This is a genomic window from Dechloromonas denitrificans, from assembly GCF_001551835.1.
Taxonomy (GTDB): Bacteria; Pseudomonadota; Gammaproteobacteria; order Burkholderiales; family Rhodocyclaceae; genus Azonexus; species Azonexus denitrificans.
This window is the reverse complement of record NZ_LODL01000010.1, coordinates 24762-37515: the sequence shown is the minus strand read 5'-3', so window position 1 is coordinate 37515 and position 12754 is coordinate 24762. Positions and strand designations below refer to the sequence as shown.

The following is a 12754-nucleotide window of genomic DNA, read 5'->3' as shown; positions in this document are numbered from 1 at the left end:
CGCCGACCACCCACCGACAGCCACGCATGAGCAAGCACGAACACGCCCCCGAAACGCAGGCCACCAAGTTCCTGAAGGCGCAGAAGATCGCCTTCTCCAGCCACCTCTACGCCTATGAGGAACATGGCGGGACCAAGGTCTCGGCCCGCGAACTGAATGTTGACGAGCACGCCGTGGTCAAGACGCTGATCTTCGAGGACGAGAACGCCAAGCCGCTGATCGTGTTGATGCATGGCGACTGCAAGGTCTCGACCAAGGAACTGGCCCGCCAGATCGGTTGCAAGAAAGTCGAGCCGTGCAAACCGGAAGTCGCCAACCGCCACACCGGCTACCTGGTCGGCGGCACCAGCCCGTTCGGTACCAAGAAGGCGATGCCGATCTATCTCGAAAAAAGCATCCTCGACCTGCCGCTGATCTACATCAACGGCGGCCGGCGCGGCTATCTGGTCGGTGTCCATCCACACGACATCCTGCGCGCACTTAATCCGAAGCCGGTCGAGGCGGCACTGAAAGGATGATTGCCATTAGCAATCGACAGTATTTAATCAATCGATTGGAGCTATAACAGAACGCTCCGTAAAGTGGCACTCATCAAAGAAGGAGCGCCACCATGAGCCAACTCGTCATCCGGCATTACACCCGACCCACCGCCCGCCGCCACTTGTGGACCGGCCTGGCGATGGCCGTCGTTGCCCTCGCCTTTGCCACCGAACAGTCCATGCACTGGCTGGCCGCCCACCCGATGGCGGCGCGCGGCCTTGAAGCCAGCTTGCTGGCCGGCCTCGCCACCGGCCTCGGGGCAATTCCGGTACTTTTCATGCGTCGACCGCAGGAACGCCTGATGGCGCCGATGCTCGGCCTCGCCGGCGGCATGATGCTCGCCGCCAGCCTCTTCTCGCTGCTCGTCCCGGCCGTGCAGAACGTCGCCGCCAGCGGCGCGCCGTGGCCACTCGCCATCGTCACTGCCGCCGCCTTGATGGCCGGCGTCGGGCTGATGCAGCAGATGGATAGTCGGACGGCGCACGCCCATGTCGAATCTATCGAAGTCGGCAAGGCGATGCCGCAGGTCGGCCTGGTGATCGCCGCCATCGCCTTGCACAACGTGCCGGAAGGCCTTGCCGTCGGCATCTCGGCCGCCGCCGGCGCCGACCACGGGATGACGCTCGGCATCGCGATCCAGAACATTCCTGAAGGCTGGATCGTCGCCAGCGCAATGATCGCCCTCGGCGCCGCGCCGTTGCGCGCCGCCTTGATCGCCCTGGCGACCGGTCTGGTCGAACCGGTCGGCGGCTTGTTCGGGGTCATCGCCAGCAGCCTGGCCGGCAGCGCCTTGCCGCTTGCCCTCGCTGCCGCCGCCGGCGCCATGCTCTGGGTAGTCAGCCACGAGTTGATCCCGGCCTCGCACCAACCCGGTCGCGAGGCAGCCGGCACGGCCGGCCTAGCCGCCGGTTTTGCGGCGATGACGGTGCTCGCCACCGCTTTCTGAAGCGCCAAAGCAAAAGCCCCCGGTCGACGCCGACCGGGGGCTTTTTCCTGATTGATGCTTAAACCGAGCGCTCGATGATGACGCCGACCCGCTTGACGCCGGGCATCATGCCCAGCTTGGCGACTGACACCCGCACCCATTGGGCGGCGAAGTTTTCCAGCAGCCAGGTGGCGATATGCTCGGTCAACTTCTCCAGCAGGTTGAAATGGCTGCCCGACAGATCGGCACGCAGACGCTCGACGACCACGGCGTAGTCCACGGTGTCGCGGATGTCATCGCTGGCGCCGGCCGATGCGGTCGACACCCCGATATGCAGAGAGATCTCGACCGTCTGCGACATGGCTTTCTCGCGCGGATAGATGCCTATCCACGTTTCGGCGCGCAGTTCTTCGATGAAAATGATGTCCATAGGGCGGTCGACCGCAGTGAGGGGTGTAAAATTCGCCGCGATTGTACCTCAGCGACCCAAGCAACCCATGCAAACCGCCCTCGCCATCCCCCTGGCCCTGATCGCCGCCTACCTGCTCGGCTCCGTTCCCTTCGCAATGATCTCCTCGAAAGTCTTCGGCCTGGCCGATCCGCGGACTTACGGCTCGGGTAATCCGGGGGCGACCAACGTACTGCGCAGCGGCAACAAGAAGGCAGCCCTGTTCACGCTGCTCGGCGACGCGCTGAAGGGCTGGCTCGCCGTCTTTCTGGCCCAGCAGGCCGGCTTCAGCGACCTCGCCGTCGGCCTCATCGCGCTCGCCGTCTTCGCCGGCCACCTGTTTCCGGTCTTCCTCAAGTTCAAGGGCGGCAAGGGCGTCGCCACCGCCGCCGGCGTGCTGCTCGCGCTCGATCCGCTGCTCGGCCTGGCCGTGCTCGGCACCTGGATCTTCGTCGCCTTCGCCTTCCGCTACTCCTCGCTCGCCGCCGTCCTCGCCGCTACCCTCGCCCCGGTCTTCCAGGTCATGATGCACGGCGCCAATGGCCAGACGCTGATCGTCGGCGTGCTCTCCCTCGCCCTGATCGGCAAGCACTGGCAGAACCTGCAGCGCCTGATGGCCGGCCAGGAATCGAAAATCGGCAGCAAGAAGAAATAAGCTATTTGGCCAGTCGCTCGTAGAGCTTGACCGTCGTATCGACGTGGCGCAGCAGCCGCTCGCCCTCGGCCAGCGCGGCCAGCGCATGCCGGCTTTTGCTGGCATGCTGCAGACTCGGCAGCAGCACGCTTTCAAACTTTTGCCACTGCTCGGTCACCTCGCTTAGCTGCGCCGCCAGTTCCGGCACGCCGATGCCGCTCCGCTTCAATTCCGCCAGATTGCTCTCGAATTCGCAGCAGGATGCGCCGAGACGCTGCAGCGTCGCCTCGTCGCTCAGCCCCCATTCGCGAAACAGGAACAGTTTGCCGATTCGTTGCGACAGCATGCGATTGCGGCCGGCAATATTGACGTAGTGCGCCGCCGGCAAGGCAACGTGCACTGCCGCCTGGCGGGCCAACAGGTCGATCGCCTCGAGGATTTCCTCGCTCAGCTCGAGCACTGCCGACGCCTTCTCCAGAGCCGGCTCGACCTCGCTCAGCGCCGCCCAGTAGCGCGGCCAGATCGCCTGCACCGCCTGTAGCTGCTCGGCCAAGTCGCCCGGCAAACCCAGACTCTCCAGGCGCGCCAGCGTCCGCTCCATCTGCGCATGGAGTTGGCGCAGCCTGACCGCCGCCTTGGCCGGGCTGATGTTCTGGCCGATCAACGCCCAGGCAGCCGCCATGCGCTGCGACAACAGGCGCGGCCGACCGCAGAGATTGATCAGGACGCCAGGTGACAAGGATTTGGCCAGACCCGCCGCGGCCTTTTTCGACTTCCGGGAAAAATTCACCCGCTGCTTGGTATTGCCGACTTCCGTATTCAACAGCGCGGCATTCTGGATATGGACGTTGCGCCCGTCGACGACGATGACGCCGCTCTCGCTCAGTAAGCGCAGACTGCGCGACAGGCTTTCCGGCGTCATGCCGATGCGCGCAGCAATGATTTTCTTGCTGGTCTTCAGCGTCACCGTGGTTTCGCCGGCCAGCCCGGGATGACCACCGGCCAGTTCGATCAGGTAGTCGAGCAGGCGCTGGGTGCCGGTCAAACCGTAGTGATAACCGGTGACATCGAATTCGACGGCGCATTGCCGCTCGGCCATCGCCTGGATGATTCGCCAGCTCAGGTCGAGATCCTGGCGGACGATGGCGCGCAGCTTGTGGATGTCGATGGCGACGACGATGCACGGCGTGATCGTCTTGCCGGAGGAAGCGTAGCGGCTGGCGCTGAAGGCCTCCCCGAGGCCGAGCAGTTGCTGCGACTGGGCCAGTTCGATGACCTTCTTGGTCTCGCCGGCCAGGATCGTCGACCGTTTCAGCGTACCGCTGACCAATACGTAGGCTTCGCGGACCGGGTCGCCGGCTTCGAACAGCACACTCTGCGCCGGCACTTCCAGCAGGCGACTGGCGCGGCTCAGTTCATCGAGCAGCTTCGGCGCCAGGCCGGCAAACAGCGGGCTGTGCGACAACAACTCGCGCTGCGCCCAGTTGGGCTTTCTTAACGGGACGTTCACTTTCGCAAAACCTCGCGACACTTCGGGCAAAACCACATGCTAAGCAATAAAAGAAGGGGGCAGAACCCCCTTCTTTTTGCCTAAGCACCCGGACGGGGCTTAGTAGACGTCGTGCTGCGTGTTGAAAACGTTGAACTTGCCGGTCGGCGTGACCAGCTTCGGATCGCGGATGACGGCCTTCAGCTTGCGCGTCTTGTCATCGACGACGACGATGGCCGACTCCTGGTCCTTGCCGTTCCACACTGAGAACCAGACTTCGTCACCGGCCTTGTTGTACTCCGGCTGGACGACGCGTTTCGGCCCGGCCTTGATGCCGGACCATTCACCGATCGGGATCAGCTCGCTGCCCTTTTCCAGGTTGTTGATGTCCCAGACGGCAACCGACTGGCTGACGCCCGGCTCCGGATTGAGCGTCGTATCGACCCACAGGTTCTTCGACTTCGGATGGGTTTTCAGGAACAGCGAACCGCCGCCCAGGCCCTTCAGCGTGCGCACGACCTTCCAGGCGTTATCCGGATTCTTCTTCGGATCGGTGCCGATCAGGGAAATGCTCTCGTCGCCGAGATGGCCGGTCGCCCAGACCGGGCCGAACTTCGGATCGATGAAATTGGCGCCACGCCCCGGGTGCGGCGTCTTGCCGACATCGACCAACTTGGTCAGCTTGCCGTCCTTGGTGTCGATAACGGCAATCTTGTTCGAGGCATTGGCCGCATCCATGAAATAGCGATGCGACGATTCGAAACCACCGTCATGCAGGAAGGGCGCCGCCTCGATCATCTTGATCTTCAGGTTGCTCAGGTCGCGATAGTCGACCGAATAGACCATGCCGGTTTCCTTCACATTGACGAAGAATTCCGGGTTGAAGTGCGAGGAAACGATGGCCGCGACGCGCGGTTCCGGATGGTAATCCTGGGTGCCGACAGTCATGCCGCGGGTGGACACGATTTTGCGCGGCTTCAGCGTGTCACCGTCCATGATCACGAACTGCGGCGGCCAGTAGGTGCCGGCGATCGCGTACTTGTCCTCGTAACCCTTGGCCTTCGAGCTTTCGACCGAGCGCGCTTCCATGCCGACCTTGATTTCGGCAACGGTGTCCGGTTTTTCCATCCACAAGTCGATCAGGTTGATCTTGGCATCGCGGCCGATCACGAACAGGTAGCGACCCGAGGCCGACATCCGCGAAATATGCACGGCATAACCGGTGTTCAGGATGCTGACAATCTTCTTGCTGTCGCCGTCGATCAGCGCAATCTCGCCGGCATCGCGCAGCGTCACCGAGAACAGGTTCTCCAGGTTGAGATTGTTCATTTTCTTCTTCGGACGCTGGTCGACCGGCACGATCACCTTCCACGACGCTTCCATTTCCTTCAGGCCGTACTCCGGCGGCGCCGGCGGCGTCTGCTGGATGTAGCGGGCCATCAGGTCGACTTCATCGTCGCTCAGCACGCCCGAGGTGCCCCAGTTCGGCATGCCGCCGGCCGAGCCGTACTTGATGAAGACCTTCAGGTAATCGAGTCCCTTGTCGAGCGTGATGTCCGGGGTCAGCGCCTTGCCGGTCGCCCCCTTGCGCAGCACGCCGTGACAGCCGGCGCAGCGCTCGAAAAAGATGCGCTTGGCCTTGTCGAACTCGGCCTCGGTCATCTTCGGGGCCAGCGGGTTGATGTCCTGGTGCATCTTGACGTTAGCCAGCGGTGAACCGCCGGCCGTCTGATAGTCGCGCATCGTGCCATCGCTGTGTGCGGCCGGCGCCTGGGCAAAAGCTAGCTGACAAAGCACGGCCAGGGCTGGCAGCGCCGCCAGGCGGTAGCGCTTGAAATTCCTTGCAATCATGAGTCCCTTATCCTCTCTGAAAATTGATACGGCGGCGCACTTTCGCAAGCAGGGGGATTTGCGCTTTGATCGAAATCAAGCATGAGGAAGAGCGAGAAGGCAGGCGGCTTCGGCGTCGGCGCGAACTTGACCAGCGACAAGAAAGCCATTTGGCGCAGCAAAAATCGTCATGAAAACGCGACAGCGCTGGCTGCGGCCGTCGATAGCAAAAAACGATAAGCGGAATTTATTCAATCAATTCGAACAATCGATGACTACTCTCTAGACTGCAGTCATCAGGTCGGGACGACCGACCTTAAATCAGGAGAGCACCATGATTTCGCGTTTCATAGATCGCTGGTTCGACGAACTCGCACCATGGGAGGCCTATGTTGACATCCTGGCCACCCTGCCGGACAACTTCTGAATTCAGTCACCGCGATCCGGGAGTCGCGATGGGCAAAAAATGCTGCCACAGCAAACCGCCATGCAAGAACTGTCCGAAGCGCCGCAAGAAGGCGAACGGCCCGCTCGAACGCGGCGCCGTCCCTGGCTACTTCGTGCCGCTGACCGCCATGTCCATCAAGGGCCAGCGCGGCTGCACCGAGAAGATGCCGGCCTCCTTGGGCGGCGTCCCGGCCTGCAAGCGCAGCGCTCCGGCCAGGGCGATCATCGCGCCGTTATCGGTACAGAACTCCAGCTCCGGGTAATAAACGCGGAAACGCTTGCGTTTTGCCTCCAGATCGAGGGTCGACCGTAGCTGCTTATTGGCGCCCACCCCGCCGGCCACCACCAGTTGCTGCAGGCCGGTCTGCTTCATAGCCTTCAGCGCTTTTTTCAGCAGCACGTCGACCATCGCCTCCTGGAAGGCGCGGGCCGCATTGGCCTTGAATTCGTCGGTCATCGCCTCGGCATGCTCGCGGACCAGCGTCAGCACCGCCGTTTTCAGGCCGGAAAAGCTGAAGTTGAGGTCGCCGGAATGCAGCATCGGCCGCGGCAGTTCGTACACGCCGGGGGTACCCGCTTCGGCCAGTTTCGACAACAAGGCACCGCCCGGATAAGGCAGGCCGAGCAGCTTGGCGCTCTTGTCGAACGCCTCGCCGGCCGCGTCGTCGAGCGTTTCGCCGAGCAGTTCGTATTCGCCGACGCCGGTCACCTTCATCAATTGCGTATGGCCGCCGGAAACCAGCAGCGCGACGAACGGGAAGGTCGGCGGGTCGCGCGACAGCAGCGGCGACAGCAGATGCCCTTCGAGGTGGTGCACCGGAATGGTCGGCTTGTCGATGGCCAAGGCCAGCGCCTCGGCAAAGGCACAGCCAACCAGCAGCGCGCCGGACAAGCCCGGGCCGCGCGTGTAGGCGACGGCATCGACGTCGTCGAGCGACTTGCCGGACAGCCCCAGCGCCTCGCGCAACAGTGGCACGACCCGCCGGATATGGTCGCGGGAAGCCAGTTCCGGGACGACGCCGCCGTACTCGGCGTGCATCGCTACCTGGGAGTGGAGCGCGTGCGACAAAAGCCCGGCTGCGCTGTCGTAGAGCGCAATGCCGGTTTCGTCGCAGGAGGATTCGATACCAAGGATCAGCATGGATCGCATTTTAACACTTGAGGCAAAAAGGTTTTTTGCAATATACTGTTCGGCTCTCCGCAAACATGCGGATAAAAATTTTGCGCGCACTGCCTTTTACTTGACCTGGCAGGCGCCTTACGGAAGGGGGTGATTTATATGCCGAACATTCGTGTCAAGGAAAATGAGCCGTTCGAAGTTGCTATCCGCCGCTTCAAGCGGACGGTTGAAAAGACTGGTCTCCTGACCGAGCTGCGTGCCCGTGAGTTTTACGAAAAGCCCACGACCGAACGCAAGCGCAAGGCTGCCGCTGCCGTCAAACGCCAGCACAAGCGCCTCCGTAGCCTGACCCTGCCGCCGAAACTGTACTAATCCAGTACGTTTCGCCGCACAAAAGAGCCGCCAGCCTTCAACAGCCGGCGGCTTTTTTCTTTGAATTTTCGAAAAGAACGTCCATGAGCCTCAAAGCACGTATCACCGAAGACATGAAAACGGCCATGAAGGCCAAGGAAGCCGGCAAGCTGGCTGCCATTCGCCTGCTGCTCGCCGCCGTCAAGCAGAAGGAAGTCGATGAGCGCGTCGAACTCGACGATGCCGCCGTCGCCGCCGTCATCGAAAAGCTGGTCAAGCAGCGCAAGGACAGCGTCACCCAGTACGAAGCCGCCAACCGCCAGGACCTGGCCGACGTCGAGAAGGCCGAAATCGCCATCCTCGCCGCCTACCTGCCGGAAAAAATGGGCAATGACGAAATCGCCGCCGCCGTTGCCGCCGCGGTCGCCGAAACCGGCGCCAAGGGCCCGGCCGACATGGGCAAGCTGATGGCCGTCCTCAAGCCGGCGCTGGCCGGCAAGGCCGACATGGCGGAAGTCTCCAAGCTGGTCAAGGCCGCGCTTGCCGGTTAAAACGCTATGATCCCGGATTCTTTCATCCAGGATCTGCTGGCCCGGGTCGATATCGTCGACCTGGTGGACGGCTACGTGCCGCTGAAGAAGGCCGGCGCCAACTACGCCGCCTGCTGCCCCTTCCATAACGAGAAATCGCCGTCCTTCACGGTCAGCCCGACCAAGCAGTTCTACCACTGCTTCGGCTGCGGCGCCCACGGCACGGCGATCAGCTTCGTCATGGAATATCAGGGCCTGGGTTTTGTCGATGCCGTCAAGGACTTGGCCACTCGCGCCGGCATGCAAGTGCCGGAAAGCGAAGGGCGCAGCTTCAACGATGAAAAACAGGGCCAGACGCGAACACTGATCGAAGTCATGGCGCGTGCCGCGCAGTACTACAAGGACCAGCTGAAGCGTTCGCCGAAGGCCATCGAGTATTGCAAGAAGCGCGGCCTGAGCGGCGAAATCGCCGCCCGCTACGGCATGGGTTATGCGCCGGAGGGCTGGCAGAACCTGCAGGAAGTCTTTCCGAATTACAACGCCGACGAACTGAAGGCCGCCGGCCTGGTCATCGAAAACGAGGCCGGCCGCCGCTACGACCGCTTCCGCGACCGGCTGATGATCCCGATCATCAACCCGAAAGGCGACATCATCGCCTTCGGCGGCCGGATCATCGACCAGGGCGAGCCGAAATACCTGAATTCGCCGGAAACGCCGCTGTTCGAAAAAGGCCGCGAATTGTTCGGTCTACCGCAGGCCCGCCAGGCCCTGCGCGAAACCGACACCGCCATCGTCACCGAAGGCTACATGGATGTCATCGCGCTGGCCCAGAACGGGGTCGGCAACGCCGTCGCGACGCTCGGCACGGCGACCACGGCGACCCACGTCACCAAACTGCTGCGTCAGGTCGACCGCGTCGTCTTCTGCTTTGACGGCGACAACGCCGGCCGCAAGGCCGCCTGGCGCGCCCTGGAAAATTCGCTGGAAGCGCTGGCCGACAACAAGCGACTCGCCTTCATCTTCCTGCCACAGGAACATGACCCCGACAGTTACATCCGCGAATTCGGCAAGGAACAGTTCGATCGCCAAGTCACCCAGGCCATGCCGCTGTCCGATTTCCTGCTGCGCGAACTGGCCCAGCGCTGCGACCTGACCAGCTCGGAAGGCAAGGCGCAACTGATCTACGAAGCCAAGCCGCTGCTGCTCAAACTGCCGACGCCGCTGTTGCGCCTGCAACTGGTCAAGCGCCTGGCCGAAGCCAGTGGTTTCGTGCAAAGCGAAGTCGAACGCCTGTGCGAGCTGAAATCCTACACCCCGGCCGCCCCGCCCAAAGCCAAGCGCACGGCTCCATCGCTGACCCGCAACCTGCTGCGCATCGTGCTGCACAAACCGAAACTGGCCGCCCAGCTACCGATCGACCTGCTGCCGGACACGCCGGAACGCCCGGCCTTGATCCGCCTGCACGACCTGGTCGTCGGCGCCAGCCAGGAAGCCAGCAGTTACGCCGCGCTGCGCGAACAACTACGCGGCCTGCCGGAAGAAGGCATCATCGAAAACGCCGCCTCGGAACTTCTCGCCCTGCCGTTTGACGAAGAAGGGGCTGAGGCCGAGTTTCGCGACACGCTGGAAAAACTGCAGGAAGGCGGCCAGAAGAGAGCCTTCGCCGAACTGCAGGCCAAGGCACAGCAATTCGGCGTCGCCGGGCTGAGCGCCGCTGAAAAGCAGGCCTACATACAGCTGCTCACCAACCGGGGAAACCGAAGCTAAGTTATGGTAGAATTTGAGGTTTTCCGCAATTCAAGGGATCGTGTTCATGGCCAAGGCAAAAGATACTGCTAAGGAAGCCCCCAAGGCTCGCACCAGCAAAGCCAAGGAGAAGGCAGCCGAAAAGGCGCTGCTCGAAGGCGCAATAGCAGAAACTCCGGAACCGCTTGACGCCGAAGCGCGCAAGACACGCCTGAAGGCCCTGATCAAGCTCGGCAAGGAACGCGGTTACCTGACCTACGCCGAAATCAACGACCACCTGCCGGATGACGTGGTCGACGCGGAAAGTATCGAAGCGATCATTTCGACCTTCAGCGAAATGAGCATCCAGGTCTTCGATGAAGCCCCGGCTGCCGAAGACCTGCTGATGTCCGACACCGCCGCCGCCGCGACCGACGACGAAGAAGTCGAAGCGCAGGCCGAACAGGCGCTGTCCACGGTCGACTCCGAATTCGGCCGCACCACCGACCCGGTCCGCATGTACATGCGCGAAATGGGCACGGTCGAGCTGCTGACCCGCGAAGGCGAAATCGAGATCGCCAAGCGTATCGAAGAAGGCCTCAAGCACATGGTCCAGGCGATTTCCGCCTGCCCGACCACGATCGACGACATCCTCGAAATGGCGACCAAGGTCGAAAACGAGGAAATGCGCATCGACGAACTGGTCGATGGCCTGATCGACCCGAACGCCGTTGAACAGGCACCGGCCGCCGAACTGCCGGAAGAAGCCGAAGAAGACGAAGAAGCCGACGAAGCCGAAGAAGAGGAAGGCGGCCCCGGCGCCGTTTCCGCTTCCCTGCTGCAACTGAAGGCCGACGCGCTGGAGCGCTTCAAGACCATCCGCGCCCTGCACGTCAAAATGCAGAAGGCGCTCGGCAGCAAGGGCCCGCACGACAAGGCCTACCTCAAGATGCAGGCCGAGATCTCCGACGAGCTGATGAACATCCGCTTCACCTCGCGCTCGATCGAGCGCCTGTGTGACAGCGTGCGCGGCATGGTCGACCAGGTGCGCGGTTGTGAACGCAAGATCCAGCAGATCTGCGTCGACCGCGTCAAGATGCCGCGGCCGCACTTCATCCAGTCCTTCCCGGGCAACGAAGTCAATCTCGACTGGGCCGACAGCGAAATCGCCGCCGCCCCCAAGACCTACGTCGCCATCCTGACCCGCAACGGCCCGGCCATCAAGGAAGAACAGAAGAAGCTGCTCGCCCTGCAGGATCGCATCGGCATCTCGCTGAAGGACCTCAAGGACATCAACAAGCAGATGTCCACCGGCGAAGCCAAGGCCCGTCGCGCCAAGCGCGAAATGACCGAAGCCAACCTGCGTCTGGTCATCTCGATCGCCAAGAAATACACCAACCGCGGCCTGCAGTTCCTTGACCTGATCCAGGAAGGCAACATCGGCCTGATGAAGGCCGTGGACAAGTTCGAATACCGTCGCGGCTACAAATTCTCGACCTATGCGACGTGGTGGATCCGTCAGGCCATCACCCGCTCCATCGCCGACCAGGCACGGACCATCCGCATCCCGGTGCACATGATCGAAACGATCAACAAGATGAACCGGATCAGCCGCCAGATTCTGCAGGAAACCGGTGCCGAACCGGATCCGGCAACGCTGGCCAAGAAGATGGACATGCCGGAAGAGAAGATCCGCAAGATCATGAAGATTTCCAAGGAGCCGATCTCCATGGAAACCCCGATCGGCGACGATGACGACTCGCATCTCGGCGACTTCATCGAGGACTCCTCGACGCTGGCCCCGGCCGATGCAGCGATGTATTCCAGCCTGCGCGGCGTCACCAAGGAAATCCTCGACACGCTGACGACGCGCGAAGCCAAGGTGCTGCGCATGCGTTTCGGCATTGAAATGAACACCGACCACACGCTGGAAGAAGTCGGCAAGCAATTCGACGTCACCCGCGAACGTATCCGTCAGATCGAAGCGAAGGCGCTGCGCAAGCTGCGTCACCCGAGTCGTTCCGACAAGCTGCGCAGTTTCATCGACACTAACGGTAATTAAGTTTTCCGGGCCTGTAGCTCAGTTGGTTAGAGCAGAGGACTCATAATCCTTTGGTCCACGGTTCAAGTCCGTGCGGGCCCACCAGTAAATCGAGCACTGCGGCCAATCCCCAGGGGTTGGCCTTTTGCTTTATTTCTTCATCTGAGCACTTCGAAACACTCTTCATCACTCGAGGTAGACAGTTCTAATTTGGCATCTTTATTAAAGGCTCTCGACATGCACACAGACTCCATCCTTTCGCACCTGAAAAAACACGGTCAATTGCTCGACGCGGATATCGCCAAGGGCACCGGCATTGACCTGACCGAGGTTCGCGCCTCGCTGCAGGAGCTATCCGCGCAAAAGGCCATCTCCATGTGCAGCATGACCACCTTCAAGAACGGCACCCCGATCGAAGGCATCTTCTGCCGCGTCGCCGGTTACATGCCGTCCGCCGCGCCCGGCCGCAAGCCAGGCGTCAAGAGCTAGGTCCAGGGGCCCCGCGGGGCCCTTTCTTTTGCCCTATCCCCGATGACCATCGCCCCGCCCCTGTTCAGCCGGCTGGCCAGCTTCTCGGAGCAGGCCTGGCTGGTCGGCAACCGGCTGGCCGCCTACGCCCTGCTCAACCTGCTCGACGACCCCGCCCTGCTCGCCTTCGCCTTCTGCTGAACCGA

14 protein-coding genes and 1 tRNA gene are annotated in these 12754 nt (G+C 62.1%); 11 read left to right on the top strand and 4 right to left on the bottom strand.

Annotation, left to right across the window (positions count from 1 at the left end; genetic code table 11):
* Positions 1–26: 26 nt before the first annotated feature.
* Both ybaK and AT959_RS04425 read left to right on the top strand, forming a co-directional pair.
* A complete protein-coding gene (gene ybaK / locus AT959_RS04430; RefSeq protein ID WP_066881023.1) occupies positions 27–518 on the top strand; it encodes a Cys-tRNA(Pro) deacylase in 492 nt (163 codons plus the stop codon).
* A 92-nt stretch (positions 519–610) separates the two neighbouring features.
* Positions 611–1486: a ZIP family metal transporter gene (locus AT959_RS04425; RefSeq protein WP_066881021.1), complete on the top strand. Its 876-nt coding sequence runs from the start codon at positions 611–613 to the stop codon at positions 1484–1486.
* A 58-nt stretch (positions 1487–1544) separates the two neighbouring features.
* Here AT959_RS04425 and AT959_RS04420 read toward each other — a convergent pair whose 3' ends face one another.
* Positions 1545–1895 (bottom strand): dihydroneopterin aldolase, encoded by a 351-nt coding sequence (locus tag AT959_RS04420; protein WP_066881018.1) that lies wholly within the window; start codon positions 1893–1895, stop codon positions 1545–1547.
* Between the two features lie 67 nt (positions 1896–1962).
* Here AT959_RS04420 and plsY point away from each other — a divergent pair, with 67 nt between their 5' ends.
* On the top strand, positions 1963–2568 hold the full coding sequence (plsY, locus tag AT959_RS04415) for a glycerol-3-phosphate 1-O-acyltransferase PlsY (protein WP_066881016.1): 606 nt from the start codon (positions 1963–1965) through the stop codon (positions 2566–2568).
* A gap of 1 nt (position 2569) precedes the next feature.
* Here the strand turns inward: plsY and AT959_RS04410 are convergent, their stop codons facing one another.
* Positions 2570–4057, bottom strand: coding sequence for a type IV pili methyl-accepting chemotaxis transducer N-terminal domain-containing protein (locus AT959_RS04410; RefSeq protein WP_066881014.1), 1488 nt, complete (start codon positions 4055–4057; stop codon positions 2570–2572).
* 99 nt (positions 4058–4156) lie between these two features.
* Positions 4157–5887: a nitrite reductase gene (locus AT959_RS04405; protein ID WP_066881012.1), complete on the bottom strand. Its 1731-nt coding sequence runs from the start codon at positions 5885–5887 to the stop codon at positions 4157–4159.
* Between the two features lie 81 nt (positions 5888–5968).
* On the opposite strand from AT959_RS04405, the gene AT959_RS20995 reads away from it, so the two are divergent.
* On the top strand, positions 5969–6106 hold the full coding sequence (locus tag AT959_RS20995) for a hypothetical protein (protein ID WP_157651208.1): 138 nt from the start codon (positions 5969–5971) through the stop codon (positions 6104–6106).
* A 313-nt stretch (positions 6107–6419) separates the two neighbouring features.
* Here AT959_RS20995 and tsaD read toward each other — a convergent pair whose 3' ends face one another.
* Entirely contained in the window at positions 6420–7454 is a 1035-nt protein-coding gene (gene tsaD, locus AT959_RS04400) for a tRNA (adenosine(37)-N6)-threonylcarbamoyltransferase complex transferase subunit TsaD (RefSeq protein WP_066881010.1), read from the bottom strand.
* A 138-nt stretch (positions 7455–7592) separates the two neighbouring features.
* Between tsaD and rpsU the strand changes: the two genes are divergently transcribed.
* From rpsU to AT959_RS21365, 7 genes are all read left to right on the top strand, one after another.
* Positions 7593–7805, top strand: a complete 213-nt coding sequence (gene rpsU, locus AT959_RS04395) for a 30S ribosomal protein S21 (RefSeq protein WP_011286295.1) — start codon at positions 7593–7595, stop codon at positions 7803–7805.
* A gap of 83 nt (positions 7806–7888) precedes the next feature.
* Positions 7889–8335, top strand: coding sequence for a GatB/YqeY domain-containing protein (locus AT959_RS04390; protein WP_066881008.1), 447 nt, complete (start codon positions 7889–7891; stop codon positions 8333–8335).
* A 6-nt stretch (positions 8336–8341) separates the two neighbouring features.
* Positions 8342–10081 (top strand): DNA primase, encoded by a 1740-nt coding sequence (gene dnaG, locus AT959_RS04385; RefSeq protein WP_066881006.1) that lies wholly within the window; start codon positions 8342–8344, stop codon positions 10079–10081.
* A 46-nt stretch (positions 10082–10127) separates the two neighbouring features.
* Positions 10128–12101 (top strand): RNA polymerase sigma factor RpoD, encoded by a 1974-nt coding sequence (gene rpoD / locus AT959_RS04380; RefSeq protein WP_066881004.1) that lies wholly within the window; start codon positions 10128–10130, stop codon positions 12099–12101.
* Positions 12102–12108: 7 nt separating this feature from the next.
* Positions 12109–12185, top strand: a tRNA-Ile gene (locus AT959_RS04375).
* 132 nt (positions 12186–12317) lie between these two features.
* Complete coding sequence (locus AT959_RS04370) at positions 12318–12569, top strand: transcription initiation factor IIE subunit alpha family protein (RefSeq protein ID WP_066881002.1); 252 nt, start codon at positions 12318–12320, stop codon at positions 12567–12569.
* A gap of 42 nt (positions 12570–12611) precedes the next feature.
* A complete protein-coding gene (locus AT959_RS21365) occupies positions 12612–12749 on the top strand; it encodes a hypothetical protein (RefSeq protein ID WP_169795445.1) in 138 nt (45 codons plus the stop codon).
* Positions 12750–12754: the final 5 nt, after the last annotated feature.

Excerpts from the sequence above, each read along its gene's own strand:
- AT959_RS04370 (WP_066881002.1), top strand. The coding sequence starts at position 12,318 with ATGCACACAGACTCCATCCTTTCGCACCTGAAAAAACACGGTCAATTG.
- AT959_RS04390 (WP_066881008.1), top strand. The coding sequence starts at position 7,889 with ATGAGCCTCAAAGCACGTATCACCGAAGACATGAAAACGGCCATGAAG.
- plsY (WP_066881016.1), top strand. The coding sequence starts at position 1,963 with ATGCAAACCGCCCTCGCCATCCCCCTGGCCCTGATCGCCGCCTACCTG.
- AT959_RS21365 (WP_169795445.1), top strand. The coding sequence starts at position 12,612 with ATGACCATCGCCCCGCCCCTGTTCAGCCGGCTGGCCAGCTTCTCGGAG.
- rpoD (WP_066881004.1), top strand. The coding sequence starts at position 10,128 with ATGGCCAAGGCAAAAGATACTGCTAAGGAAGCCCCCAAGGCTCGCACC.
- AT959_RS04405 (WP_066881012.1), bottom strand. The coding sequence starts at position 5,887 with ATGATTGCAAGGAATTTCAAGCGCTACCGCCTGGCGGCGCTGCCAGCC.
- AT959_RS04420 (WP_066881018.1), bottom strand. The coding sequence starts at position 1,895 with ATGGACATCATTTTCATCGAAGAACTGCGCGCCGAAACGTGGATAGGC.
- AT959_RS04425 (WP_066881021.1), top strand. The coding sequence starts at position 611 with ATGAGCCAACTCGTCATCCGGCATTACACCCGACCCACCGCCCGCCGC.
- AT959_RS20995 (WP_157651208.1), top strand. The coding sequence starts at position 5,969 with ATGAGGAAGAGCGAGAAGGCAGGCGGCTTCGGCGTCGGCGCGAACTTG.
- ybaK (WP_066881023.1), top strand. The coding sequence starts at position 27 with ATGAGCAAGCACGAACACGCCCCCGAAACGCAGGCCACCAAGTTCCTG.
- dnaG (WP_066881006.1), top strand. The coding sequence starts at position 8,342 with ATGATCCCGGATTCTTTCATCCAGGATCTGCTGGCCCGGGTCGATATC.
- rpsU (WP_011286295.1), top strand. The coding sequence starts at position 7,593 with ATGCCGAACATTCGTGTCAAGGAAAATGAGCCGTTCGAAGTTGCTATC.
- tsaD (WP_066881010.1), bottom strand. The coding sequence starts at position 7,454 with ATGCTGATCCTTGGTATCGAATCCTCCTGCGACGAAACCGGCATTGCG.